This is a genomic window from Streptomyces sp. NPDC038213 (genome assembly GCF_055600495.1).
The window spans coordinates 443,475-468,645 of the sequence record NZ_JBVJYM010000001.1; the positions used below are offsets into that span (position 1 = coordinate 443,475).

At 71.5% G+C, this 25,171-nt stretch carries 21 protein-coding genes; 9 read left to right on the forward strand and 12 right to left on the reverse strand.

Annotated features, from left to right (window positions below; translation table 11 throughout):
• The first annotated feature begins 113 nt into the window (after positions 1–113).
• The 4 genes from ACZ7JZ_RS02085 (at position 114) to ACZ7JZ_RS02100 (ending at position 5,981) form a co-directional block, all read left to right on the forward strand.
• Entirely contained in the window at positions 114–2,057 is a 1,944-nt protein-coding gene (locus ACZ7JZ_RS02085) for a 2-oxoacid:acceptor oxidoreductase subunit alpha (protein WP_470932162.1), read from the forward strand.
• A complete protein-coding gene (locus ACZ7JZ_RS02090; RefSeq protein ID WP_470932163.1) occupies positions 2,050–3,126 on the forward strand; it encodes a 2-oxoacid:ferredoxin oxidoreductase subunit beta in 1,077 nt (358 codons plus the stop codon). The genes ACZ7JZ_RS02085 and ACZ7JZ_RS02090 overlap by 8 nt, the downstream gene beginning before the upstream one ends.
• 301 nt (positions 3,127–3,427) lie before the next feature.
• Complete coding sequence (rarD, locus tag ACZ7JZ_RS02095; protein ID WP_470932453.1) at positions 3,428–4,432, forward strand: EamA family transporter RarD; 1,005 nt, start codon at positions 3,428–3,430, stop codon at positions 4,430–4,432.
• 232 nt (positions 4,433–4,664) lie between these two features.
• Positions 4,665–5,981 (forward strand): M28 family metallopeptidase, encoded by a 1,317-nt coding sequence (locus ACZ7JZ_RS02100; RefSeq protein ID WP_470932164.1) that lies wholly within the window; start codon positions 4,665–4,667, stop codon positions 5,979–5,981.
• A gap of 46 nt (positions 5,982–6,027) precedes the next feature.
• Here the strand turns inward: ACZ7JZ_RS02100 and ACZ7JZ_RS02105 are convergent, their stop codons facing one another.
• The 4 genes from ACZ7JZ_RS02105 to ACZ7JZ_RS02120 form a co-directional block, all read right to left on the reverse strand.
• Positions 6,028–6,459 (reverse strand): hypothetical protein, encoded by a 432-nt coding sequence (locus ACZ7JZ_RS02105; RefSeq protein WP_470932165.1) that lies wholly within the window; start codon positions 6,457–6,459, stop codon positions 6,028–6,030.
• Positions 6,456–6,659 (reverse strand): hypothetical protein, encoded by a 204-nt coding sequence (locus ACZ7JZ_RS02110; RefSeq protein WP_470932166.1) that lies wholly within the window; start codon positions 6,657–6,659, stop codon positions 6,456–6,458. Before ACZ7JZ_RS02110 ends, ACZ7JZ_RS02105 begins: the two co-directional genes overlap by 4 nt.
• 133 nt (positions 6,660–6,792) lie before the next feature.
• Positions 6,793–8,082 carry a LolA family protein gene (locus tag ACZ7JZ_RS02115; protein ID WP_470932167.1) on the reverse strand — a complete coding sequence of 430 codons (1,290 nt, stop codon included), beginning with the start codon at positions 8,080–8,082 and terminating at the stop codon, positions 6,793–6,795.
• A 226-nt stretch (positions 8,083–8,308) separates the two neighbouring features.
• Positions 8,309–9,319, reverse strand: a complete 1,011-nt coding sequence (locus ACZ7JZ_RS02120; protein WP_470932169.1) for a polyprenyl synthetase family protein — start codon at positions 9,317–9,319, stop codon at positions 8,309–8,311.
• 179 nt (positions 9,320–9,498) lie between these two features.
• Between ACZ7JZ_RS02120 and ACZ7JZ_RS02125 the strand changes: the two genes are divergently transcribed.
• Complete coding sequence (locus ACZ7JZ_RS02125) at positions 9,499–11,019, forward strand: peptide MFS transporter (protein ID WP_470932171.1); 1,521 nt, start codon at positions 9,499–9,501, stop codon at positions 11,017–11,019.
• Positions 11,020–11,043: 24 nt separating this feature from the next.
• Entirely contained in the window at positions 11,044–13,062 is a 2,019-nt protein-coding gene (locus ACZ7JZ_RS02130) for a CocE/NonD family hydrolase (protein ID WP_470932173.1), read from the forward strand.
• Between the two features lie 71 nt (positions 13,063–13,133).
• Here the strand turns inward: ACZ7JZ_RS02130 and ACZ7JZ_RS02135 are convergent, their stop codons facing one another.
• Positions 13,134–13,928, reverse strand: a complete 795-nt coding sequence (locus ACZ7JZ_RS02135) for a Cof-type HAD-IIB family hydrolase (protein WP_470932175.1) — start codon at positions 13,926–13,928, stop codon at positions 13,134–13,136.
• Positions 13,929–14,136: 208 nt separating this feature from the next.
• Between ACZ7JZ_RS02135 and fahA the strand changes: the two genes are divergently transcribed.
• The 3 genes from fahA to ACZ7JZ_RS02150 all read left to right on the forward strand — a co-directional run bounded on the left by fahA (position 14,137) and on the right by ACZ7JZ_RS02150 (position 16,763).
• Positions 14,137–15,366, forward strand: coding sequence for a fumarylacetoacetase (gene fahA / locus ACZ7JZ_RS02140; protein WP_470932177.1), 1,230 nt, complete (start codon positions 14,137–14,139; stop codon positions 15,364–15,366).
• Positions 15,367–15,463: 97 nt separating this feature from the next.
• A complete protein-coding gene (locus ACZ7JZ_RS02145; RefSeq protein WP_470932179.1) occupies positions 15,464–16,033 on the forward strand; it encodes a hypothetical protein in 570 nt (189 codons plus the stop codon).
• A 112-nt stretch (positions 16,034–16,145) separates the two neighbouring features.
• On the forward strand, positions 16,146–16,763 hold the full coding sequence (locus ACZ7JZ_RS02150) for a Uma2 family endonuclease (RefSeq protein ID WP_470932455.1): 618 nt from the start codon (positions 16,146–16,148) through the stop codon (positions 16,761–16,763).
• Positions 16,764–16,845: 82 nt separating this feature from the next.
• Here the strand turns inward: ACZ7JZ_RS02150 and nuoN are convergent, their stop codons facing one another.
• From nuoN to nuoH, 7 genes are read right to left on the reverse strand one after another with little or no spacing between them, the layout of a single operon-like run.
• Positions 16,846–18,492, reverse strand: coding sequence for an NADH-quinone oxidoreductase subunit NuoN (gene nuoN / locus ACZ7JZ_RS02155; RefSeq protein WP_470932181.1), 1,647 nt, complete (start codon positions 18,490–18,492; stop codon positions 16,846–16,848).
• Positions 18,489–20,060, reverse strand: a complete 1,572-nt coding sequence (locus tag ACZ7JZ_RS02160; protein WP_470932183.1) for an NADH-quinone oxidoreductase subunit M — start codon at positions 20,058–20,060, stop codon at positions 18,489–18,491. The genes nuoN and ACZ7JZ_RS02160 overlap by 4 nt, the downstream gene beginning before the upstream one ends.
• 1 nt (position 20,061) lies before the next feature.
• Positions 20,062–21,957, reverse strand: a complete 1,896-nt coding sequence (gene nuoL / locus ACZ7JZ_RS02165) for an NADH-quinone oxidoreductase subunit L (RefSeq protein WP_470932185.1) — start codon at positions 21,955–21,957, stop codon at positions 20,062–20,064.
• A gap of 12 nt (positions 21,958–21,969) precedes the next feature.
• Entirely contained in the window at positions 21,970–22,269 is a 300-nt protein-coding gene (nuoK, locus tag ACZ7JZ_RS02170) for an NADH-quinone oxidoreductase subunit NuoK (protein ID WP_470932187.1), read from the reverse strand.
• A complete protein-coding gene (locus tag ACZ7JZ_RS02175) occupies positions 22,266–23,129 on the reverse strand; it encodes an NADH-quinone oxidoreductase subunit J (protein ID WP_470932189.1) in 864 nt (287 codons plus the stop codon). Before ACZ7JZ_RS02175 ends, nuoK begins: the two co-directional genes overlap by 4 nt.
• On the reverse strand, positions 23,126–23,722 hold the full coding sequence (gene nuoI, locus ACZ7JZ_RS02180) for an NADH-quinone oxidoreductase subunit NuoI (RefSeq protein WP_470932191.1): 597 nt from the start codon (positions 23,720–23,722) through the stop codon (positions 23,126–23,128). Before nuoI ends, ACZ7JZ_RS02175 begins: the two co-directional genes overlap by 4 nt.
• Positions 23,715–25,103 carry an NADH-quinone oxidoreductase subunit NuoH gene (gene nuoH, locus ACZ7JZ_RS02185; RefSeq protein WP_470932192.1) on the reverse strand — a complete coding sequence of 463 codons (1,389 nt, stop codon included), beginning with the start codon at positions 25,101–25,103 and terminating at the stop codon, positions 23,715–23,717. The genes nuoI and nuoH overlap by 8 nt, the downstream gene beginning before the upstream one ends.
• Between the last annotated feature and the right edge of the window lie 68 nt (positions 25,104–25,171).

Genomic DNA, 25,171 nt, shown 5'->3' on the forward strand with positions numbered 1-25,171 from the left:
AGGAAGTACGTCTCAAAGTAGCGTCCAGGATATGAGCACCCCGGGGAAGGGCACCCTTACCGACGTAGGGTTGGCCTTGGGGCGCGCCTACGCCTCGAAGGAGGTCCAGTTCAGTGACCAGCCAGGTCAGTAGCCCAGCCGAGCAGGCTGACGGGGCCGCGGGGGCGATCGTCGGGGAGCAGCGCTCACCGGCGGCGTCCGGCGAAAAGGAAGTACGCCGGCTCGACCGGGTGATCATCCGTTTCGCGGGTGACTCGGGTGACGGTATGCAGCTGACGGGTGACCGTTTCACCTCGGAGACCGCTTCCTTCGGAAACGATCTCTCCACGCTGCCGAACTTCCCCGCCGAGATCCGCGCGCCCGCAGGAACCCTGCCGGGCGTTTCCTCTTTCCAGCTGCATTTCGCCGATCACGACATCCTCACCCCGGGCGACGCCCCGAACGTGCTCGTGGCGATGAACCCGGCGGCCCTGAAGGCCAATATCGGCGACGTGCCGCGCGGCGCGGAGATCATCGTCAACACCGACGAGTTCACCAAGCGGCCGATGGCCAAGGTGGGCTACGAGACCTCCCCGCTGGAGGACGGCTCCCTGGACGCGTACAACGTCCACCCGGTGCCGCTGACCACCCTCACCGTCGAGGCGCTCAAGGACTTCGGCCTCTCCCGCAAGGAGGCCGAGCGCAGCAAGAACATGTTCGCGCTGGGCCTGCTGAGCTGGATGTACCACCGGCCCACCGAGGGCACGGAGAACTTCCTGCGGCAGAAGTTCGCCAAGAAGCCGGAGATCGCCGAGGCGAACATCGTCGCCTTCCGGGCCGGCTGGAACTTCGGCGAGACCACCGAGGACTTCGCGGTCTCCTACGAGGTCGCCCCCGCCACCCGGGCCTTCCCGACCGGCACCTACCGCAACATCTCCGGCAACCTCGCCCTCTCCCTGGGCCTGATCGCCGCCGCCCAGCGGGCCGACCTCCCGCTCTACCTGGGCTCGTACCCGATCACCCCGGCCTCGGACATCCTGCACGAGCTCAGCAAGCACAAGAACTTCGGCGTCCGGACCTTCCAGGCCGAGGACGAGATCGCCGGTATCGGCGCCGCGATCGGCGCGGCCTTCGGCGGCTCCCTGGCCGTCACCACCACCTCCGGCCCGGGCGTGGCCCTGAAGTCCGAGGCCATCGGGCTCGCGGTCTCCCTGGAGCTGCCGCTCGTGGTCGTCGACATCCAGCGCGGCGGACCCTCCACCGGCCTGCCCACCAAGACCGAGCAGGCCGACCTCCTCCAGGCCATGTACGGGCGCAACGGCGAGGCCCCGGTCCCGGTGGTCGCCCCGCGGACCCCCGCGGACTGCTTCGACGCCGCCCTCGACGCCGCCCGGATCGCCCTGGCGTACCGGACCCCGGTCTTCCTGCTCTCGGACGGGTACCTGGCCAACGGCTCCGAGCCCTGGCGGATCCCCGAGGTCGACGACCTGCCCGACCTCACGGTCCGCTTCGCGACCGGCCCGAACCACACCCTCGCGGACGGCACCGAGGTCTTCTGGCCCTTCAAGCGCGACCCGCAGACCCTGGCCCGCCCCTGGGCCGTGCCGGGCACCCCGGGGCTGGAGCACCGCATCGGCGGCATCGAGAAGCAGGACGGCACGGGCAACATCTCGTACGACCCCGCGAACCACGAGTTCATGGTCCGCACCCGGCAGGCCAAGGTCGACGGGATCGAGGTCCCCGAGCTCTCCGTGGACGATCCGGACGGGGCGAAGACCCTGGTCATCGGCTGGGGGTCGACGTACGGGCCGATCACCGCGGCCGTCCGCCGGCTGCGGCTGGCCGGGGTCCCGATCGCCCAGGCACACCTGCGGCACGTGAACCCCTTCCCGCGGAATCTGGGCGAGGTCCTGAAGCGTTACGACAAGGTAGTGGTGCCCGAGATGAACCTGGGCCAGCTCGCCACCCTGATCAGGGCGAAGTACCTGGTCGACGCGCAGTCGTACAACCAGGTCAACGGAATGCCCTTCAAGGCCGAGCAGCTCGCCGAGGTCCTCAAGGAGGCCGTCAATGACTGAGGCACCCGCCGCGCCCGCGGCGCCCACCCTGCTGTCCCTGGTGCCGAAGGCCGAGGCCAAGCAGTCGATGAAGGACTTCAAGTCGGACCAGGAGGTCCGCTGGTGTCCCGGCTGCGGCGACTACGCGGTGCTCGCCGCCGTGCAGGGCTTCATGCCCGAGCTCGGGCTGGCGAAGGAGAACATCGTCTTCGTCTCCGGCATCGGCTGCTCCTCCCGCTTCCCGTACTACATGAACACGTACGGGATGCACTCGATCCACGGCCGCGCCCCGTCGATCGCCACGGGCCTGGCCTCCTCCCGCCGCGACCTGAGCGTATGGGTGGTGACGGGTGACGGCGACGCCCTGTCCATCGGCGGAAACCACCTGATCCACGCCCTGCGGCGGAACGTCAACCTCAAGATCCTGCTGTTCAACAACCGGATCTACGGTCTGACCAAGGGCCAGTACTCGCCCACCTCCGAGGTAGGCAAGATCACCAAGTCCACGCCGATGGGCTCGCTCGACGCCCCCTTCAACCCGGTGTCGCTGGCGCTGGGCGCCGAGGCCACCTTCGTGGCGCGGACGGTGGACTCGGACCGCAAGCACCTCACGGAGGTGCTGCGGCAGGCGGCCGGCCACCAGGGCACGGCGCTGGTGGAGATCTACCAGAACTGCAACATCTTCAACGACGGCGCCTTCGAGGTCCTCAAGGACAGCGAGCAGGCCCAGGAGGCCGTGATCCGGCTGGAGCAGGGCAAGCCGATCCGCTTCGGGGCGGACGGCAGCAAGGGCGTGGTGCGCAATCCGCAGACGGGCGACCTGGAGGTCGTCCAGGTCACCGCGGAGAACGAGCACCGCATCCTGGTCCACGACGCGCACGCCGCATCCCCGACCACCGCCTTCGCCCTCTCGCGCCTGGCGGACCCGGACACCCTGCACCACACCCCGATCGGCGTGTTCCGCTCCGCGGACCGCCCGGTGTACGACACGCAGATGGCCGACCAGCTGGAGGCGGCCGTGGAGCAGAAGGGCAAGGGCGACCTGGGCCGGCTGCTCGCGGGCAACGACACCTGGACGGTCGTCGGCTGAGGACCCCCGGGGCCGCAAGGGCCCGAGGCCTCGAGGCCCGTACCGCCGCAGTGCCCCGCCGGGCCCGGACCCCCTCCCTGGGGGTCCGGGCCCGGCGCTTTGGCCCCGGCGGCCGGGTGAGCCTCCCGCACCCCTGTCCAGGTAATGAGCAATTCCGCTCTACGGGCATGACAAGGACGGGTCCGCGGCGCTACCGTCATCAGGTTGGCCGGTATGCGGCTTGTGATCGGCGGGAGGCTCTGTGAAGACGACGGGCGGTGAGCAGCGGGCGGGTCTGCTCTACGGATTCGGCGCGTACGGCATGTGGGGGCTGGTCCCCCTGTTCTGGCCCCTGCTCAAGCCCTCCGGGGCGGTGGAGATCCTCGCGCACCGGATGGTGTGGTCCCTGGGCTTCGTCGCGCTCGCCCTGCTGGCCGTCCGGCGCTGGGGCTGGATACCCGAGCTGCTCCGGCAGCCGCGCAAGCTGGCCCTGACCGCGCTCGCCGCCACGGTGATCTCGGTCAACTGGGGGCTCTACATCTGGTCGGTCAACAACGGGCACGTGGTCGAGTCCTCGCTGGGCTACTTCATCAACCCGCTCGTGACCATCGCGATGGGCGTCCTGCTGCTCGGCGAGCGGCTGCGCCCGGCCCAGTGGGCCGCGGTCGGCATCGGCTTCGCGGCCGTCGCCGTACTCGCCGTCGGGTACGGGCGGGTGCCGTGGATCTCCCTGGTGCTGGCCTTCTCCTTCGCCACGTACGGGCTGATCAAGAAGAAGGTGAACCTCGGCGGCCTGGAGTCGCTGGCCGCCGAGACGGCCGTGCAGTTCCTGCCGGCCCTGGTCTTCCTGCTGTGGCTGTACGGCAGCGGGGGCGCGAGCTTCAGCGGGTACGGATCCGGGCACATGGCCCTGCTGGCCGCGACCGGCGTGGTCACGGCCCTGCCGCTGGTCTGCTTCGGGGCGGCGGCGATCAGGGTGCCGCTGTCGACGCTGGGGCTGCTCCAGTACCTGGCGCCGGTCTTCCAGTTCGGCCTGGGCGTGGCGTACTTCCACGAGGAGATGCCGCCGGAGCGCTGGGCGGGCTTCGGCCTGGTCTGGGCGGCGCTGGCGATCCTCACCTGGGACGCCCTGCGCCAGGCCCGGCGCTCGCGGACCCGGCTGCCGGCCCTGCGGGAGGCGGCGGCGGCCGGAAGCGCGCCCGCGGGGCAGGTGCCTGCACCCGTCGGCCCCGCCGGTACCGCCGGCCCTGCCGCCTCCGCCGTGCAGGGGGCGCAGTCCGTACAGGGAGCCACGCAGTCCGCGCAGGGGGCGCAGCACCGCCCGTAGAGACCCCCTCCAGCATTCCTCAAGCGTTCCTCCACCACCCCCCAACCGCCCCAATACACCCCACAGTCGCCCGTAGCCACACCTGCGCGGGCGACTGTCCGTTTTGCGAACGACCTTGTCCGGATAAGGCTCTTGACGGGGTATCACCCTCTCGCTGAACATCGGGCTCGCACAGACGCTCTATCCCCGCACGTTCCGTTCCCATCCCCGTACGGAATCCCGGAGCCCCCACATGAGCTTCTCCGCCCCCCGGCGCCTCGCCGCCGCCACCGCCCTCGCGGTGGCGGGCCTGATCGCCTCGACCGCGCCCGGCGCCCTCGCCGCCCCCACCGCCGCCACCGCGGCCCCCACCCCGCCCGACATCCCGCTGGCCAACGTCAAGGCCCACCTGACGCAGCTGTCGACGATCGCCGCGAACAACGGCGGCAACCGCGCGCACGGCCGGGCCGGGTACAAGGCCTCCATCGACTACGTGAAGGCCAAGCTGGATGCGGCCGGGTTCACCACCACGCTCCAGACCTTCACGTACAGCGGCGCCACCGGCTACAACCTGATCGCCGACTGGCCGGGCGGCGACCCGAACTCCGTGCTGATGGCGGGTGCGCACCTGGACTCGGTGACCTCGGGCGCCGGCATGAACGACAACGGCTCCGGCTCCGCGGCCGTCCTGGAGACCGCCCTCGCCGTCTCCCGCGCGCAGCTCCAGCCGACCAAGCACCTGCGCTTCGGCTGGTGGGGCGCGGAGGAGCTGGGTCTGATCGGCTCCAAGCACTACGTGAACAACCTCCCGACCGCGGAGCGCTCGAAGTTCGCCGGGTACCTGAACTTCGACATGATCGGCTCGCCCAACCCGGGCTACTTCGTCTACGACGACGACCCGGCCATCGAGCAGACCTTCAAGAACTACTTCTCGGGCATAGGCGTCCCGACCGAGATAGAGACCGAGGGCGACGGCCGCTCGGACCACGCGTCCTTCAAGAACGTGGGCATCCCGGTCGGCGGCCTGTTCACCGGCGCGAGCCGGACCAAGACCGCGGCCCAGGCCCAGAAGTGGGGCGGTACGAGCGGCCAGGCCTTCGACCGCTGCTACCACTCGTCCTGCGACACCACGGCGAACATCAGCGACACCGCCCTGGACCGCAACACCGACGCCGCCGCCTACGCGATCTGGAACCTCGGCGCCGGCACCACCGTCCCGCCCGGCCCGTCCTTCGAGAACACCGCCGACGTGAACATCCCGGACTCCCCCGGTGCCGCGGTGAACTCCCCGATCACGGTCACCGGAGTCCCGGGCAACGCCCCGGCCACGACCAAGGTGGACGTCAACATCGTCCACACCTACCGCGGTGACCTGGTGGTCGACCTGGTCGCCCCGGACGGCACGGTCTACAACCTGCACAACCGCACCGGCGGCAGCGCCGACAACCTGGTCGGCTCGTACACCGTGAACGCCTCCAGCGAGGTGGCCAACGGCACCTGGAAGCTCCAGGCCCGCGACACGGCCGCCCAGGACGTCGGCTACATCAACAGCTGGAAGATCACCTTCTGATCCCCTCCGGCACCGTACGACCGAGCGACCGGACCCGTCGCCGCACTCACCCCGCACCCCGGTGCGGAAGCGGCGGCGGGTCCGCCGCGTCCGGGTCCGGGCGGGGTTCGATGCGGGCGCGGAGCTGTTCGGCCACGGCGGCCAGGTCGGCGCGGCCCAGTTTGGCGGCCTCGACCAGGTCGCCGAGGACCTCCGGGGACGGGAGGCGGACGGCGCCGGCCACGCGGAGGTAGGAGCGGGTGGCGGCCGCGGCGTAGAACTCGTTCATCGGGGACTCGAGGGCCGGGCAGACTGCGAGGGTGTGGAGCAGGGCCGCCGCGCGCCAGGCCGTGTCGGGGGCGGGCTGCTCGGGGACCAGGACCAGGTCGCTCTGGTGCCGCGCGACCGCGGCCTCGACCCCCGAGGGGTCCCAGACCGCCGGGTCGGACGGGAGGTGGTGGGCCAGGGCGGTCCAGGCCCACTCCATGGTGATCTTCAATTGCCGAACCGCTCCTGGAAGTAGCCCCAGTGGTCGGCGAACTCCTCTATCCCGCTGAGGAACGCCCGCCGGTCCTCGTCCAGTTCGCGTTCGGTGACCTCGGTGATCAGCGCGGTGACGGTCGTACCCAGCGCCGCCGCCCGCGCCTTGAGGCGGTCGTGGAACTCCTCGTCCAGGCGGATGGTGACGTGTCTCGACATGCCCTTCACCGTACAGCGGGCCCGCTGTACGGAACACCGGTACGGGGTACGCGCGCACCGGTGCGGCGTACGGGCGGGGGGCGGGCCGGGACCCCGTCCCGGCCCGCCCCCCGCACGCGTCCCGCCGCCGCGGCTACTTCGCGGAGTCGGCGGCCTTCACCAGGGCGTCCTTGGTGACGGCGCCGACGTAGACCTTGCCGTCATCGGTGATCAGGGCGTTGACCAGGCGGGTCGAGAAGACGCGGCCCTCGCCGAACTTCCCGGAGACCTTGTCGCCGATCGCGTCGATGAACTGCTGCGCCTCCTTGGGCACGTCCCCGCCCTCCTCGACGGCGCCCAGCCCCTTGCCGCCCGGGGTCTCGATCCGGGCGATGGTCGCCCAGCCCTCGCCGAGGACCGTGAACTCCCCGCCGTCCTTCTCCCCGTGCGCCCCCGGGGCGCCGCCGATCAGGCCCTCCAGACCGGGCAGGGACTCCAGGGCCCTGCGGCCCGCGTCGGCGCCGTCGCGGCCGCCGTCCTCCCCGCCGGGGAGGCCCTCGGTGACCTTCGCGCCCTTCGGGGCGGTGAAGGCGAAGGTGTCCGCGGCCGGCTTCGAGTAGTCGATCTTCGTGAAACCGGCGTCCACGATCGGCTTGCCGCCCTCGCTGGACAGCAGCTGGAAGCGCAGCGGCACGCCCTTCTCGGCGTCCACGGCGATCTTCACGGAGCCGACCGTCGAACCGCTCTGCCTGGGCTTGAGGACCAGCTGGTAGGCGTTGCGGCCGGCCACCTGCGCCGTGTCGCCCACCGAGACCTCGGTGGTCGGGCCCGCGGCCTCGAGGACCTGCTCGGCCAGCTGCTTGGGGGTGGCCGCCAGGCGGTCGGCGGTCTTGTGCTCCTTGGCACGGTCGCCCTTGCGGTGCTCGGGCTCGCCGTCCTGGCCCTGCTCGTGGAAGACCTCGTTCGACTTGCTGTCGTACGCCCAGACGTCCTTGCCGCTGTGGATGAGGCTGTACTCGTCCCGGCCGTCGAGGAAGGTCAGCTTCTGGCGGTCCGGGCCGTCGGCCGCGACCTTGACGGTGTGCGTACCGCCGGCCAGCTGCGCGAGCTTCTCCTGCGGGTCGGCCGACCCGCCCGTCATCCCCGAACCGCCGCCGAGCAGTCCGCTCGCGAGGGTCGGCAGGCCCAGGTCGGTGCTGATCTTGGCGGTGCCGGAGAGCTGCTGCGCGTCCGAGGCGGCGATCTTCTCGATCAGCTGCTGCGCGGTGAGCTTCGGCAGGTCGGGGCTGCCCGCGTTCGCCATGGCCGGGACCATGGCGACGGCCGTCACGGCCACGGCCGCCACGCCGATGGGTACGGCGTACCGCGCCGCCTTGCGGCGGCCCGCCCTGAGGTCGGAGGCCTCGTCGGGGCCGTCGACCGGAGTGTGTGCGTTCGGTGCCATGTCTGCCCTACCTCTGTGTACGGCGGCGGCCTACCCGTCTGTACGTGTCCACGTCCACCCCGCGCCGCCTGCGTCACCCGATGTGGTGGGGATGGTGTACCCATCTGACCAAATCGGGCGGCGCCGGGCGTCAGCCCCCGGAATCAACTCCGCGTACTACGCAGGGATGACACGGCCGGGCGTGTCCCTCCCCCGTCCCGTAGGGGTCGGGGGAGCCGGTACGGGCTCAGCCGGCCCGGTGCACCACGGCGTCGCACAGCTCCACGAGCGCCGACTTGGCGAAGCAGTCGGGCAGCGGGGCGAGGGTGGCGCGGGCCTCCTCGGCGTACCGCACGGTGTCGCGGCGGGCCTGCTCCAGGGCCGGGTGGACCCGCAGCCGGGCCAGGGCCTCGGCGTGCCGGGCGTCGTCCGTGAGGTCCCCGTCCAGCAGCTTGACCAGGTCCAGGTCCTCGGGCCGGCCGTCCCGGGCGGCCGCCTCGCGCAGCCGCAGCACCGGCAGGGTGGGGATGCCCTCGCGCAGGTCGGTGCCGGGGGTCTTGCCGGACTCGTGGGAGTCGGAGGCGATGTCGAGCACGTCGTCGGCCAGCTGGAAGGCGGTGCCGAGGCGCTCGCCGTACTGGGTGAGGATGTCGACCACGGACTCGTCCGCCCCGGACATCAGCGCGCCGAAGCGCCCGGAGACGGCGACGAGCGAGCCGGTCTTGCCGGCGAGCACGTCGAGGTAGTGCTCCACGGGGTCCTGGCCCTCGCGGGGGCCCGCGGTCTCCAGGATCTGCCCGGTGACCAGCCGCTCGAAGGCCTCCGCCTGGATGCGGACGGCCTCGGGGCCGAGGTCGGCCAGGATGTGCGAGGCGCGGGCGAAGAGGAAGTCGCCGGTCAGGACGGCGACGGAGTTCCCCCAGCGGGTGTTGGCGCTGGCCACCCCGCGGCGGACGTCGGCCTCGTCCATGACGTCGTCGTGGTACAGCGTCGCGAGGTGCGTGAGCTCGACCACGACGGCGGCGGGCACGATCCCCGGCGCGTACGGGTCCCCGAACCGGGAGGCCAGCATCACCAGGAGCGGCCGGAAGCGCTTGCCGCCCGCGCGCACCAGGTGCTGGGCGGCCTCCGTGATGAAGGGCACCCCGCTCTTGGTGGCGTCGAGCAGCCCCTCCTCGACGGCGGCCAGCCCCGCCTGGACATCGGTTTCGAGAGCCTGGTCCCGCACGCTCAGTCCGAACGGCCCGACGACGGTCACGAGGGTTTCTCCTGTCTGCTGACGATCACACGGTTTGTCGATGTGTCGCTGCCATCACTCGAGTCAGCGTATCCGGTCCATTTTCGATCACGGAGAGCACCCGGGCGCCATGTCCCACCACTCCGCCCGAAGAGCACCGGTATGTTCATAAGGAATCCTTACGACCCGGAGTGAGCGTTTTGTCCAAAACAGTCACCGAGCCCGGCCCCGACGAACCCGGGGCGGCCGAGGAGCGGCCGCCCGCCGCCGACGACCGCGCCTTCCTCGGGCACCCGCGGGGCCTGGCCACGCTGTCCGGACTGGAGGTCTGGGAGCGCTTCTCGTTCCTGGGCATGCAGGCCATCCTCGTCCTCTACTTCGCCGACACCGTCGCGCACGGCGGCCTGGGCATGGACCCCGGCACCGCCGCCTCCGTCTCGGCGGCCTACGGAACGATGGTCTACCTCGTGTCCGTCGCCGGCGGATGGCTCGCCGACCGCATCCTCGGTTCGTACCGGGCCGTCCTGTGGGGCGGCATCCTGATCGCCTGCGGGCACTACGCGATGGCCGTGCCGACCGCCCCGATGACCTGGGCGGGCCTCGGCCTGATCAGTGCCGGCACCGGACTGCTCAAGCCGAACGTCGCGAGCATGGTCGGCAAGCTGTACCGGACCGACGACGACCGGCGCGACGCCGGCTTCGCCCTCTACTACATGGGCATCAACACCGGCGCCTTCGCCGGCCCCCTGATCACCGGCTGGCTCGGCGAGAACAAGGGCTGGCACTGGGGCTTCTCCGCCGCGGCCGTCGGCATGACGGCGGGCCTGGTGCAGTACGTCCTGGGCCGCCGCCACCTGGCCGGGCGCAGGCACGCCGCCGAGTTCGCGCTCGCCCCGGACGCCATGCGGCGCGCCGTGCGGCTGATCGCGGCCGGACTGCTGGGGCTGGCCCTGCTGTGCGGGCTGCTGGCCGCGGCGGGCTGGCTCACGATGGACCGCTTCGTCGACGTCCTCACCCTGATCTCGGTGGCCGCACCCGCCGTCTACTTCACGGTGATGTTCCGCAGCCCGCGGGTCACGGCCGAGGAGCGGGGCCGCCTGCGGCCGTACGTGGTGCTCTTCCTCGCCTCGGTGGCCTTCAACTTCATCCTCTTCCAGGCGTACTCGACGATGATGCTGCTGGCCTCGACGAACGCCCGCACCACCCTCCTCGGCTTCGACTTCCCCTCCAGCTGGTACGCCTCCGCGCTCGGCGCCTTCGAGGTGGCCCTGGCCCCGGTCGTGGCGGCCGTGTGGGCCCGGATGGGCCGGCGCCAGCCGCACGCCTCGAACAAGATCGCCATCGGTGTGGTCCTGGGCGGCCTGTCCTTCCTGCTGATGGTCGTCCCGACCTCGGGGCACGCCGACGAGACGTACAAGATGGCCGCCTGGTGGATCGTCGGCTCGTACCTGCTGCTCGGGCTCGGCGACGTGCTGCTGGAGACCTCCGGCATGTCCGCGACGAGCAAGCTCGCCCCGAAGGCCTACGGCAGCCAGACCATGGCCCTGTGGTTCCTCTCGCTGGCGCTGGCCAACGGCATCCAGGCCCAGGTGGTCAAGCTCTACGACGAGGTCTCCCACCCCGTGTACTTCGGCGTCAACGGCGCCGTCGCGGTCGCGGCCGGACTCGCCGTGATCGCCCTCGCGCCCTGGCTGCGGCGCACGATGCACCCCGTCCACTGAGGAAAGCGCGCACGGAGGACCCAGATGACCATCCGCACCTCCTTCCCCCACGAGATCCTCCGCGAGGACGTCCGCATCCCCCTGCCCGACGGGGTGGAGCTGTACGCGCGGATCTGGCGCCCGGCCGGCGGGCCGCCCGTACCGGCCCTGCTGGAGTACCTGCCGTACCGGCTCACCGACTGGACCGCGCCGCGCGACGCGCAGCGCCACCCCTGGTACGCGGGCCACGGCTACGCCTCCGTGCGCGTGGACGTGCGCGGGCACGGCAACAGCGGGGGGCGGCCCGGGGACGAGTACGACGCCCGGGAGCTGGCCGACGGGGTGGCGGTGGTGGAGTGGCTGGCCGGGCAGCCGTGGTGCAGCGGCCGGGTCGGCATGTTCGGCATCTCCTGGGGAGGGTTCAACTCGCTCCAGATCGCGGCCCTGGCGCCCGAGCCGCTGAAGGCGGTCGTCACCGTCTGCTCCACGGACGACCGCTATGACAACGACGTGCACTACACCGGCGGTTCGGTCCTTGCGGTGGACATGCACGCCTGGGCGGCCACGATGCTGGCCTTCGCCGCCCGCCCGCCGGACCCGCGGTACGCCGGCGCGGGCTGGCGGGAGCAGTGGCTCGACCGGCTGGAGGGCGTGGAACCCCTGGTGCAAACCTGGCTGGCGCACCAGACCCGGGACGGCTACTGGCGCCACGGCAGCGTCTGCGAGGACTACTCCGCGATCGGCGCGGCCGTCCTCGCCGTCGGCGGCTGGCACGACCCCTACCGCGACACCGTCCTGCGATTGGCCGAGCACATGCCGTCCGACCGGGTGAGGGGGATCATCGGGCCCTGGTCGCACCAGTACCCCGACCGGGGGCTGCCGCCCGGCCCCGCCATCGGCTTCCTCCAGGAGACCCTGCGCTGGTGGGACCACTGGCTCAAGGACGAGGACACCGGGATCATGGCCGAGCCGCTGCTGCGCAGCTGGATCAGCTCCTCCCACCCGCCCGCCACGACGTACGAGGCCATGCCGGGCCGCTGGGCCGCCGACCCCTCCTGGCCCTCGCCGCGGATCACCCCGGTGGCGTACGCGCTCCAGGGCGCGCCCGTGCCGGTGGCCTCGCCCCAGCACACGGGGCTGGACGCGGGCCGCTTCTTCCCCTTCGGCAACGACGCCGACCTGCCGCCCGACCAGCGGGAGGAGGACGCCAAGTCGGCCTGCTTCGAGTTCCCGGTGCCCGCGGACGGCGGTCCGCTGGAGATCCTGGGGCGGCCGCGGGTCTCGGCCCGGCTGCGGATGGACGTACCACACGGGCAGATCACGGCCCGGCTGTGCGACGTGGCCCCCGACGGCTCCTCCACCCTGGTCACCCGCGGCACCCTCAACCTCTCCGCCCGGCAGGGCCGGGACCGGTCGGTGTCCTGGCCGCCGGGGGCCGTCGAGGAGGTGTCCTTCGAGCTGAACGGCATCGGGCACGCCTTCGCCCCCGGCCACCGCATCCGGCTCGCACTGTCCTCGGCGTACTGGCCCTGGGTCTGGCCGCGGGCCGGCTCCGAGGCGGGCTGGACCCTGGACCCGGCGGGCAGCGCCCTGGAGCTGCCCGTGCGCACCCCGGCGCCCGCGGAGGACGCGGCCGTCGCCTTCGAGGCCCCCGAGCAGGCCGAGCCCCTGGGCGTGGTGCACCCGGCCACCCTGGACGAGCCCCGGCCCGAGCGGGTCGTGGTCCGGGACGTGGCCCTCGGTGAATGGCGGCTGGAGGTGGACCCGCGCTACGGCGGCACGCGGGTCTTCCCGGACGGCCTGGAGTACACGGAGGAGGCCCTGGAGAGCTACACGATCCGCGACGGCGACCCCCTGTCGGCCCGGACCCGCTCCGACTGGCGGATCCGCCTGCACCGCCCGGAGGAGGGCTGGGACGTCTCGGTGACCACCCGCTCCGAGATCTCCTGCACGGCGGAGGCCTTCACGGCCGCCAGCGAACTGGTCTGCCGGGAGGGCGGCGACGCGGGCGGGGTCCTCTTCCACCGCACCTGGGAGGAGCGCATCCCGCGCACGGCGGGCTGAGCGAGGCGGGCCCGGGAGCCGCCGTGCAGCCGCGCGGCGGTCGGGGCGGAGGCGGTCGGGGGCAGGGGCGGTCAGGGGTAGAGGCGTTCGAGGACGGCGGCCACGCCGTCGTCCTCGTTGGCGAGGGTGATCTCGTCGGCCACGGCCTTCAGCTCCGCGTGGGCCCCGGCCATGGCGACCCCGTGCGCCGCCCAGGCGAACATGGGGATGTCGTTGGGCATGTCCCCGAAGGCGATGGCAGAGGCGGCCGGCAGGCCGAGCTCCGCGGCCGCCAGGGCCAGGCCGCCCGCCTTGTCGATGCCCGGCGGCTGGAGCTCCACCGTGTGCTCCCCGGCCATGGTCACGTTGACCAGGTCGCCGACCACCGCGCGGGCCGCCCGGGTCAGCTCGTCGTCGTCCAGGTGCGGGTGCTGGAGCAGGACCTTGTTGATCGGCGCCGACCACAGGTCCGCGCGGCGCGGCACGCGGACCGTCGGCAGGTGCGGGTGCCACATCCGGTAGCCCGGCCCTATCAGCATCTCGGCGTCCGCGCCCTCCCGGTTGACGGCCGCGTACACCTCGCCGATCTCCGCCTCGATCTTGCCGAGGGCCAGCTCCGCGAGCTCGCGGTCCATGGGTACGGAGTGCAGCATCCGGCCCGCCCCCGCGTCGTAGACCTGCGCGCCCTGGCCGCAGACGGCGAGCCCGGCGTACCCCAGTCCGTCGAGGACGTGCCGGACCTGCGGTACGGGCCTCCCGGTGACCACGATGTGCTGGGCGCCGGCCGCGCGCGCCCGCGCGAGGGCCCGGTACGAGCGGGGGGAGACGGTGTCCCCGGGGCACAGCAGGGTGCCGTCCAGGTCAGTGGCGATCAAGGCGTATGACACCCGGCAAGGATACGGACTCGCCCGGACAAGTCTTATAAATAGCACCCTAATCCGGCCTCCCGCAGGCCCCACGGGACACGTAACGTGTCACCGCGCGCCGCGTCCTCCCGGGCCACCCCCGGACCGGGCGCCGGCGCGGGTCCGCGGCAGCCGGTACGACACCGGCTCCGCACCCCGTACGACACCCATGGAAGCGAGGCAGCACCCCATGCCCCAGCAGAGCCCCCTCGACCTCCCCGAGGGCGACCCGTTCGGGCCGCACAACCTCCCCTACGGCGTCTTCACGACCGCGGACGAGCCGCAGCGGCGCCGCATCGGAGTGCGGATCGGCGGGCACGTGCTCGACGCCGGCGCGGCCGCCGCCGCCCTGGGGTCCGGCCACGCAGACCTGCTCGGCGCGCCCTCGCTGAACCCGCTGCTGGCCGCCGGCCGCCCGGTCTGGAGCGCGGTCCGCGCCGAACTGACCGCCTGGGTCACGGAGCCCGCGCACCGCGCCGCCGTGGAGCCGCTGCTGCTCCCCCTCGACGCGGTGGCCCTGCACCTGCCGTACGAGGTCGCGGACTACGTGGACTTCTACGCGAGCGAGAACCACGCGACCAACGTCGGACGGATCTTCCGCCCCGACGGCGACGCCCTCACCCCCAACTGGAAGCACCTGCCGATCGGCTACCACGGCCGCTCCGGCACCATCGTGGTCTCGGGCACCGAGGTGGTCCGCCCCTCCGGGCAGCGCAAGGCCCCCGCGGACCCCGCGCCCGTCTTCGGCCCCAGCATCAAGCTCGACATCGAGGCCGAGGTCGGCTTCGTCGTCGGCGCCCCCTCCGAGCTGGGCCGCCCGGTCGGGCTCGGCTCCTTCGAGGACCACGTCTTCGGCCTCTTCCTCCTGAACGACTGGTCGGCCCGCGACATCCAGGCCTGGGAGTACGTGCCGCTGGGCCCCTTCCTCGGCAAGTCCTTCGCGACCTCCGTGTCCGCGTGGGTCACCCCGCTGGAGGCCCTGGACGCGGCCCGCGTGAGCCCGCCCGCCCGGGACTTCCCGCTGCTTCCGTACCTGGACGACTCCGGGGCCCGCCCCGGCGGCTTCGACCTGCGGATCACCGTGGAGATCAACGGGCAGGAGGTGGCGGCCCCGCCGTTCGCCTCCATGTACTGGACGGCCGCGCAGCAGCTCGCGCACATGACCGTGAACGGCGCCTCGCTGCGCACCGGAGACGTGTTCGGCTCCGGCACGGTCAGCGGCCCCGAGGCCGCCCAGCGCGGCTCGCTGCTGGAGCTCACCTGGAACGGCCGCGACGCCATCGAGCTCGCGGACGGCAAGCGCACCTTCCTGGAGGACGGCGACACCGTCACCCTGAAGGCCTGGGCCCCCGGCCCGGACGGCACCCGCACCGGCCTCGGCGAGGTCACCGGCACGATCGTGCCCGCCCCGGCCGCCTGACGACCGCACGGGGTGCGCCCGCGGTCCGGCGGGGCGAAGGTGGAAGGGAGGTACGGGCCCCGGGGGCCCGTACACCCCCTCCCCCCCTGGAGGCGCCATGTCCCCGCGACATCTCAGGGCACCCCTCGTCGGTGCGGCAGCGGCTTGTCTGGCCCTGACGGCCGCCCCCGCCCACGCGTCGCCCGGCGCGGACCCGCAGCCCGCAGTCGACCTGGCCAAGGCGTACCTCGCATCCGCCAAGTACGTGGACGAGAACGCCGCGATCAGGGACGGGTACGTGCCCGACAAGTACTGCGTCACCGACCCCGAGGGCAGCGGCGGCATGGGCTACCACTACATCAAGGAGTCCCAGATGGGCTCCGTGGACCCGGCGAAGCCCGCCGCCCTCCTCTACGGCGCCGAGCGCGGCCCGGACGGCAAGCGGCAGCTCCTCGGCCTGGAGTGGCTGGTCCCCGACGAGGACCAGGACCTGAAGACCGACGGGGACAAGCCCTCCCTGTTCGGGGTGGACTTCGACGGCCCGATGCCGGGCCACGCCCCGGACATGCCGGTCCACTACGACCTGCACGCCTGGATGTACGAGGCGAACCCGGACGGCCTCTTCAAGATGTGGAACCCGTCGGTCACCTGCCCTCCGGGATCCACCGCCCCGCCCTCCCCCCAGTGACCGGGGTCCCGTCAACACCCGGGTGACGTTCACACGTGCGGGCGGCCGACGGCCGTTCCCCGGCGATACGCTGGACGGACTCGCGAGACTCCGTCGCATGGGAGCACTACCTATGGGCGTCGATCCCGAGATCCCCGAGCGCAAGCGCGCGTACCGCCGGCCGATTCCGCCCGCGGACGGCTGGACCGGCGACGACCTGGACACGCTTCCGGACCTGCCTCCGCACACGGAGCTGATCGACGGGAGCCTCGTTTTCGCGGGTCCGCAAACCCGCTTCCACATGCGTGCCGTCAGCTTCTTCGAATGGCAGCTGCACACGCTGGCCCCCGAGCAGTACGACGTCCTGCGCGAGTTCACCATCGACCTGGACCGGCGCAACCGGCCCGAGCCGGACGTCATCGTGGTCGCGGCGGACGAGGTGAGCGACGACCCGGACGTGACCCGGCTGCCCGGTGCCTCGGTGCTGCTGGCCATCGAGGTGGTCTCGCCGGAATCGGTCAGCCGCGACAGGGAGACCAAGCACATCAAGTACGCGCGTGCGGGGATCCCCCACTACTGGCGGGTGGAGAACGAGAGCGGCCGCGCCGTCGTGTACGTCTTCGAGCGCGAGCCCGCCACCGAGGAGTACGTACCCACCGGCATCTTCCGCGACCGGCTCAAGCTCGCCGTCCCCTTCCCCCTCGACCTCGACCTCGACCTCACCGAGATCACCTCCAAGCGCCGCCGGTAGCACCCCGCCCGCACACACCCCGAAGGGCCCGGCCCCCGCTCGCGCGCGGGGGCCGGGCCCTTCGGCCGGTGCAGTGGACGGGTCAGCGGGCGAAGGTGCTCGCCGAGCCCGCCAGGTCCAGGAAGTACTGCGGGGCCACGCCCAGCACCACCGTGACCGCCACGCCGACCGCGATGGCCGTCATGGTCAGCGGGGAGGGGACGGCGACCGTCGGGCCGTCGGCCTTCGGCTCGCTGAAGAACATCAGGACGATCACCCGGATGTAGAAGAAGGCCGCGATGGCCGAGGCGATCACGCCGACCACGACCAGCGCGCCCGCGCCGCCCTCCGCCGCCGCCTTGAACACCGCGAACTTCCCGGCGAAGCCGGAGGTCAGCGGGATGCCCGCGAAGGCCAGCAGGAAGACCGCGAAGACCGCCGCGGTCAGCGGCGAACGCCGGCCGAGTCCGGCCCACTTGGACAGGTGGGTGGCCTCGCCGCCCGCGTCCCGGACCAGGGTGACCACCGCGAAGGCGCCGATGGTGACGAAGGAGTACGCGCCCAGGTAGAAGAGGACGGAGGAGACCCCCTCCTCCGAGGTGGCGATGACACCGGCCAGGATGAAACCGGCGTGCGCGATGGAGGAGTACGCCAGCAGCCGCTTGACGTCGGTCTGGGTGACCGCGACCACCGCGCCGGCCAGCATGGTGACGATCGCGATCCCCCACATCACCGGCCGCCAGTCCCAGCGCAGGCCCGGCAGGACCACGTACAGCAGCCGCAGCAGGGCGCCGAAGGCCGCGACCTTGGTGGCGGCCGCCATGAAGCCGGTCACCGGGGTCGGGGCACCCTGGTACACGTCCGGGGTCCACATGTGGAACGGCACCGCGCCGACCTTGAACAGCAGGCCCGTCAGGATCAGGGCGCCGCCGATCAGCAGCAGGGCGTCGTTGCCCATCGTGGCCGCGAGGGCCGGGTCCACGCTCTGGACCGTGCCGTCGACCACGTCGGCGATCTGCGCGTACGAGAGCGAGCCCGCGTACCCGTACAGCAGGGCGATGCCGAAGAGGAGGAACGCGGAGGAGAAGGCGCCGAGGAGGAAGTACTTCACCGCGGCCTCCTGCGACATCAGCCGCTGGCGGCGGGCGAGGGCGCAGAGCAGGTACAGCGGGAGGGAGAAGACCTCCAGGGCCACGAACAGGGTCAGCAGGTCGTTGGCCGCCGGGAAGATCAGCATGCCCGCGACGGCGAACATGGTCAGCGGGAAGACCTCGCTGGTGGTGAACCCGGCCTTGACTGCGGCCTTCTCGCTGTCGCCGCCCGGGACGGAGGCCGCCTGGGCCGCGAAGGAGTCGACCTTCTTCCCGTGCGCCTTCGGGTCGAGGCGCCGCTCGGCGAAGGTGAACACCGACACCAGGGCGGCCAGCAGGATCGTGCCCTGGAGGAACAGGGCGGGCCCGTCCACCGCGATCGCGCCCATGGCCGCGATCTGCGCCTTCGTGGACCCGTACCCCGCGGCGGCCAGCCCCACCACGGCCGCGAAGGCCGAGGCGAGGGCGGCGACCGCGAGGAAGACCTGCGCGTAGTGCCGGTACCTGCGCGGTACGAAGGCCTCGAAGAGGACCCCGATGATGGCGGCGCCGATCACGATCAGGACGGGTGCGAGTTGTGCGTACTCGATCTGCGGGGCCGGGATCCGCTCGACGGGATCGGCCGCCGCGGCCCACAGGCCGACAGCTGTCGTGCTCACTTGGCCGCCTCCACCTCAGGCTCGGGGTCCTTCAGGTTCACGTCCGACATCGTGTGCTCCACCGCCGGGTTGACGATCTCCGTGAGCGGCTTGGGGTAGACGCCGAGGCCGATCAGCAGCGCGATCAGCGGGGCCACCACGAGCAGCTCGCGCACCCTGAGGTCCGGCATGGACCGGACCTCCTCCTTCACCGGTCCGGTCATCGTGCGCTGGTACAGCACCAGGGTGTAGAGCGCTGCGAGCACGATGCCGAGCGTGGCCACGATGCCCGCGACCGGGTACCGGGCGAAGGTGCCGACCAGGACCAGGAACTCGCTGACGAACGGGGCGAGTCCGGGCAGCGACAGGGTCGCGAGCCCGCCGATCAGGAAGGTGCCGGCGAGCACCGGGGCCACCTTCTGCACCCCGCCGTAGTCTGCGATGAGCCGCGAGCCGCGCCGCGAGATCAGGAATCCGGCGACCAGCATCAGGGCGGCCGTCGACAGGCCGTGGTTGACCATGTAGAGGGTGGCGCCGGACTGGCCCTGGGAGGTCATCGCGAAGATGCCCAGGATGATGAAGCCGAAGTGCGAGATGGAGGCGTACGCCACCAGTCGCTTGATATCGCGCTGGCCGACGGCCAGCAGGGCGCCGTAGACGATGCTGATGAGGGCCAGGACCAGGACCACGGGGGTGGCCCACTTGCTGGCCTCCGGGAACAGGCCGAGGCAGAAGCGGAGCATCGCAAAGGTGCCGACCTTGTCGACCACCGCCGTGATCAGCACCGCGACCGGGGCCGTGGCCTCGCCCATGGCGTTGGGCAGCCAGGTGTGCAGCGGCCACAGCGGGGCCTTCACCGCGAAGGCGAAGAAGAACCCGAGGAAGAGCAGCCGCTCGGTGTTGGTCGCGATCTCGAGGGTGCCCGCTTCGCGGGCGGCGGCGATCTCCTGGAGGGAGAAGCTGCCGGCGACCACGTACAGCCCGATGACGGCGGCCAGCATGATCAGGCCGCCGACCAGGTTGTAGAGGAGGAACTTGACCGCCGCGTACGAGCGCTGGGTGGCCGCGTTCTCGTCGGAGCCGCTGTGGGCCTGGTCCCCGAAGCCGCCGATGAGGAAGTACATCGGGATGAGCATGGCTTCGAAGAAGATGTAGAAGACGAACACGTCGGTGGCGGCGAAGGAGATGACCACCATCGCCTCGACCATGAGGATCAGGGCGAAGAAGCCCTGGGTCGGGCGCCACCGGCTGGACTTGGTCTCCAGCGGGTCGGCGTCGTTCCACCCCGCCGCGATGACGAAGGGGATCAGCAGGGCGGTCAGCCCGATCAGGGCCACGCCGATGCCGTCGACGCCCAGCTCGTACCGCACCCCGAAGTCCTTGATCCAGGAGTGGGACTCGGTGAGCTGGTAGCGGTCGCCGCCGGGGTCGAAGCGGACGGCGACCAGGGCCGCGAGGGCCAGGGTGCCCACGGAGAACAGCAGCGCGAGCCACTTGGCCGCGGTCCGGCGGGAGGCCGGGACGGCCGCCGTGAGGACCGCGCCGAGCGCGGGCAGCGCGGCCGTCGCCGTCAGAAGCGGGAAACTCATCTCACACCGCCCTCATCAGCAGGGTCGCGGCGATCAGGATCGCCGTGCCCCCGAACATCGAGACCGCGTAGCTGCGGGCGTAGCCGTTCTGCAGCTTGCGCAGCCGGCCGGACAGCCCGCCGACCGAGGCGGCCGTGCCGTTGACCACCCCGTCGACCAGCTTGTGGTCCACGTACACGAGCGAGCGGGTCAGGTGCTCGCCGCCGCGCACCAGCACGACGTGGTTGAAATCGTCCTGGAGCAGGTCCCGGCGGGCCGCCCGGGTGAGGAGCGAGCCGCGCGGGGCGACGACCGGTACGGGCTTCCTGCCGTACTGGGCCCAGGCGGTGCCGACGCCGAGGATCATGACGACGACCGTGGACGCCGTGATGGCCGCGGCGCTCAGCGGGGGGTGCCCGTGCTCGAACTGCGTCACCGGCTTGAGCCAGTTGACGAAGGCGTCGCCCCAGCTGAACAGGCCGCCGGCGAAGACCGATCCGAAGGCCAGCACGATCATCGGGAGGGTCATGGACTTGGGCGACTCGTGCGGGTGGGGCTCGTTGCCCTCCGCATCGGGCTGCCAGCGCTTCTCGCCGAAGAAGGTGAGGAGCATGACGCGGGTCATGTAGTACGCGGTGACGGCCGCGCCCAGCAGGGTGACCGCGCCCAGGATCCAGCCCTCGGTGCCGCCCTTCGCGAAGGCCGCCTCGATGATCTTGTCCTTGGACCAGAAGCCGGACAGGCCGGGGAAGCCGATGATGGCCAGGTACCCGAGCCCGAAGGTGACGAAGGTGACGGGCATGTACTTGCGGAGGCCGCCGTAGCGGCGCATGTCCACCTCGTCGTTCATCCCGTGCATCACCGAGCCGGCGCCGAGGAAGAGGCCGGCCTTGAAGAAGCCGTGGGTGACCAGGTGCATGATGGCGAAGGCGTAGCCGATCGGGCCGAGTCCGGCGGCCAGGATCATGTACCCGATCTGGGACATGGTCGAGCCGGCCAGGGCCTTCTTGATGTCGTCCTTCGCGCAACCGACGACCGCACCGAAGAGGAGCGTGACGGCGCCGACCACGACGACCACGAGCTGCGCGTCCGGGGAGGCGTTGAAGACGGCCCCGGAGCGGACGATCAGGTAGACGCCCGCGGTGACCATCGTGGCCGCGTGGATGAGGGCCGAGACCGGGGTCGGGCCCTCCATCGCGTCCCCGAGCCAGGACTGCAGCGGCACCTGGGCGGACTTGCCGCAGGCCGCGAGGAGCAGCATCAGCGCGATGGCGGTCAGCGTGCCCTCGGAGGTCTCGCCCACGCTGCCCAGCACCGGCCCGAAGGCGAAGGTGCCGAAGGTGGTGAACATCAGCATGATCGCGATGGACAGGCCGATATCGCCGACCCGGTTGACCAGGAAGGCCTTCTTGGCGGCCGTGGCCGCGCTGGGCTTGTGCTGCCAGAAGCCGATGAGCAGGTACGAGGCCAGGCCCACGCCCTCCCAGCCGACGTACAGCAGGAGGTAGTTGTCGGCGAGGACCAGCAGGAGCATCGCCGCGAGGAAGAGGTTCAGGTACCCGAAGAAGCGGCGGCGGCGCTCGTCGTGCTCCATGTACCCGATCGAGTACACGTGGATGAGCGTGCCCACCCCGGAGATCAGCAGGACGAAGGTCATCGACAGCTGGTCGAGCTGGAAGGCGATGTCCGCCTGGAAGCCCTCGACGGGGATCCAGCTGAACAGGTGCTGGTGCAGGGAGCGGTCGTCGCCCTCCCGGCCCAGCATGTCGGCGAAGAGCGCCGCGGCGATGCCGAAGGAGGCCGCCGCGAGCAGGGTGCCGAGCCAGTGGCCGGTGCGGTCGAGGCGCCGGCCGCCGCAGAGCAGCACCGCCGCCCCGAGCAGGGGCGCCGCCACCAGCAGCGCAATCAGATTCTCCACTGTGAACGCCCCTTACAGCTTCATCAGGCTGGCGTCGTCGACCGAGGCCGAGTGGCGGGTACGGAACAGCGACACGATGATCGCCAGGCCCACCACGACCTCCGCGGCGGCGACGACCATGGTGAAGAACGCGAGGATCTGGCCGTCCAGGTTGCCGTGCATCCGCGAGAAGGCCACCAGGGCCAGGTTGCAGGCGTTGAGCATCAGCTCCACGCACATGAACAGCACGATCGCGTTGCGCCGGATCAGCACGCCGGACGCGCCGATGGTGAACAGCAGGGCGGCCAGGTAGAGGTAGTTGACCGGATTCACTTCGCCGCCTCCTCGCGGCCGGTCCCGGCCTCGCGGCCGAGCCGCTCCGCCGAGCGCTGCTCCAGGGCCCTGAGCTCGCCGAGGGCCTGGGCCGATACGTCGCGGACCTGCCCGCGGGCCCGCAGGGTCTGGCTGACGGTGAGCTCCGAGGGGGTGCCGTCGGGCAGCAGGCCGGGGACGTCCACGGCGTTGTGCCGGGCGTAGACGCCGGGGGCCGGCAGCGGGGGCAGCTGGACCCCCTCGCGCACGCGCCGCTCGGCCAGCTCCCGCTGGGTCGCGGCCCGCTCGGTGCGCTCCTTGTGCGTCAGGACCATCGCACCGACGGCGGCCGTGATCAGCAGGGCGCCGGTGATCTCGAAGGCGAACACGTACTTGGTGAAGATCAGCTGGGCCAGGGCCTCCACGTGCCCGCCGGAGTTGACCCGGCCGAGCCCGTTGAAGGTCTTCAGGCCGGCGTTGCCGATGCCCGCGATGAGGAGGATGCCGAAGCCCAGACCGCACAGGACGGCCATCCAGCGCTGGCCCTTGAGGGTCTCCTTCAGGGAGTCCGCCGCCGTGACGCCCACCAGCATGACCACGAAGAGGAACAGCATCATGATCGCGCCGGTGTACACCACGACCTGGACCACGCCGAGGAAGTACGCCCCGTTGGCCAGGTAGAAGACCGCGAGGATGACCATCGTCCCGGCCAGGCACAGGGCGCTGTGCACGGCCTTCTTCATCAGGACGGTGCACAGCGCGCCGATCACGGCGGTGATGCCGAGCACCCAGAACTGGACCGCCTCGCCCGTGGACGTCAGCGAGGCCGCCAGCGAGGAGGCCTCGGCGCCGGCGAGGGAGGAAGCGGCGATGGCGCTCACGCCCCCACCCCCTCGGCCTGCTGCCCGTCCTGCGGCACCTCGCCCTTGGAGACGGCCGTCTGCCGGACCGTGCCCGGCGCGGCGCCGGTGACGAGCCCGCGGTAGTAGTCCTGCTCGTCCGTCCCCGGGAAGACCGAGTGGGGGGCCTCGACCATGCCCTCGGTCAGCCCGGCGAGGAGCTGCTCCTTGGTGTAGATGAGCGATTCGCGGCTGGAGTCGGCCAGTTCGAACTCGTTGGTCATCGTCAGGGCGCGGGTCGGGCAGGCCTCCACGCACAGGCCGCACAGGATGCAGCGGGCGTAGTTGATCTGGTAGACCCGCCCGTACCGCTCACCCGGGGAGTAGCGCTCCTCCTCCGAGTTGTCCGCGCCCTCCACGTAGATCGCGTCGGCGGGACAGGCCCAGGCGCACAGCTCGCAGCCGATGCACTTCTCCAGACCGTCCGGGTGGCGGTTGAGCTGGTGCCGGCCGTGGAAGCGCGGAGCGGTGGTCTTCTGCTGCTCCGGGTACTGCTCGGTCAGCCGCTTCTTGAACATGGCCTTGAAGGTCACGCCGAAGCCGGCCACCGGGTTCTGCCACTTCTCGTCAGACATTCTCAGCACCCTCCTCTCGGTCACTGTCGGTATGCGTGCCGCCGCTGACCATCAGCTCCCGCTCGTGGCGGGGGCGTCGGCGCGGTACGGGCGGAAGGGTCTGGCCGGGCAGCGGCGGCACCGGGTAGCCGCCCGCCATCGGGTCGAAGGCGGGGGCCGCGGCCGCGGCGTCCGGGGCCTTCTTCGCCCGGCGGTCGCGGAAGGCGTCCGCGGCGAAGGAGATCAGCAGGATCCCGAGGACGGCGCTGCCGACGTACAGCACGATCGACTGGAAGTCGTAGTTCTCGTTGCGCAGGGCGCGGACGCTCGCGACGAGCATCAGCCACAGCACCGAGACCGGGATGAGGACCTTCCACCCGAGCTTCATCAGCTGGTCGTAGCGGACGCGGGGCAGGGTGCCGCGCAGCCAGATGAAGAAGAAGAGGAGCAGCTGCACCTTGATGACGAACCAGAGCAGCGGCCACCAGCCGTGGTTGGCGCCCTCCCAGAAGGTGCTGACCGGGTAGGGGGCCCGCCAGCCGCCGAGGAAGAGGGTGACCGAGACCGCCGAGACGGTGACCATGTTGACGTACTCGGCCAGCATGAACATCGCGAACTTGATCGACGAGTACTCGGTGTTGAAGCCGCCGACGAGGTCGCCCTCGGACTCGGGCATGTCGAAGGGCGCGCGGTTCGTCTCGCCGACCATCGTGATCACGTAGATGATGAAGGACACCGGCAGCAGCACGATGAACCAGCGGTCGGCCTGCGCCTCCACGATCGCCGAGGTCGACATCGACCCGGAGTAGAGGAACACCGAGGCGAAGGCCGCGCCCATCGCGATCTCGTACGAGATCATCTGCGCGCAGGACCGGAGTCCGCCGAGCAGCGGGTACGTGGACCCGGAGGACCAGCCGGCCAGCACGATGCCGTAGATGCCGACGGAGGCCACCGCGAGGATGTAGAGCATCGCGATGGGCAGGTCGGTCAGCTGCATCGTGGTGCGCTGGCCGAAGATCGACACCTCGTTGCCGGCCGGGCCGAAGGGGATCACCGCGATCGCCATGAAGGCGGGGATCGCGGCGACGATCGGCGCCAGCACGTACACGGCCTTGTCGGCCCGCTTGACGATGATGTCTTCCTTCAGCATCAGCTTGATGCCGTCGGCGAGTGACTGGAGCATGCCCCAGGGGCCGTGCCGGTTGGGGCCGATGCGCAGCTGCATCCAGGCGACGACCTTGCGCTCCCACACGATGGAGAACAGGACGGTCACCATCAGGAAGGCGAAGCAGAACACCGCCTTGATGACGACCAGCCACCAGACGTCGCGGCCGAAGAGGGAGAGGTCCTCGGCCGCGAGGACGTGCGGCTGGTGCGCCGCGAACTGGGCGAGGCGGGTCACGCGCGCACCTCCCGTGCGGGGGCCGGGCGCCGGCCCGGCCGAAGGACATGGCCGCCGCGGATCGCGGC

Coding starts and splice junctions, on each gene's coding strand:
- rarD (WP_470932453.1), top strand. CDS start 3,428: ATGTGGGGGCTGGTCCCCCTGTTCTGGCCCCTGCTCAAGCCCTCCGGG.
- ACZ7JZ_RS02160 (WP_470932183.1), bottom strand. CDS start 20,060: ATGAGTTTCCCGCTTCTGACGGCGACGGCCGCGCTGCCCGCGCTCGGC.
- nuoI (WP_470932191.1), bottom strand. CDS start 23,722: ATGTCTGACGAGAAGTGGCAGAACCCGGTGGCCGGCTTCGGCGTGACC.
- ACZ7JZ_RS02130 (WP_470932173.1), top strand. CDS start 11,044: ATGACCATCCGCACCTCCTTCCCCCACGAGATCCTCCGCGAGGACGTC.
- ACZ7JZ_RS02110 (WP_470932166.1), bottom strand. CDS start 6,659: ATGTCGAGACACGTCACCATCCGCCTGGACGAGGAGTTCCACGACCGC.
- ACZ7JZ_RS02145 (WP_470932179.1), top strand. CDS start 15,464: ATGTCCCCGCGACATCTCAGGGCACCCCTCGTCGGTGCGGCAGCGGCT.
- ACZ7JZ_RS02100 (WP_470932164.1), top strand. CDS start 4,665: ATGAGCTTCTCCGCCCCCCGGCGCCTCGCCGCCGCCACCGCCCTCGCG.
- ACZ7JZ_RS02115 (WP_470932167.1), bottom strand. CDS start 8,082: ATGGCACCGAACGCACACACTCCGGTCGACGGCCCCGACGAGGCCTCC.
- fahA (WP_470932177.1), top strand. CDS start 14,137: ATGCCCCAGCAGAGCCCCCTCGACCTCCCCGAGGGCGACCCGTTCGGG.
- ACZ7JZ_RS02090 (WP_470932163.1), top strand. CDS start 2,050: ATGACTGAGGCACCCGCCGCGCCCGCGGCGCCCACCCTGCTGTCCCTG.
- ACZ7JZ_RS02150 (WP_470932455.1), top strand. CDS start 16,146: ATGGGCGTCGATCCCGAGATCCCCGAGCGCAAGCGCGCGTACCGCCGG.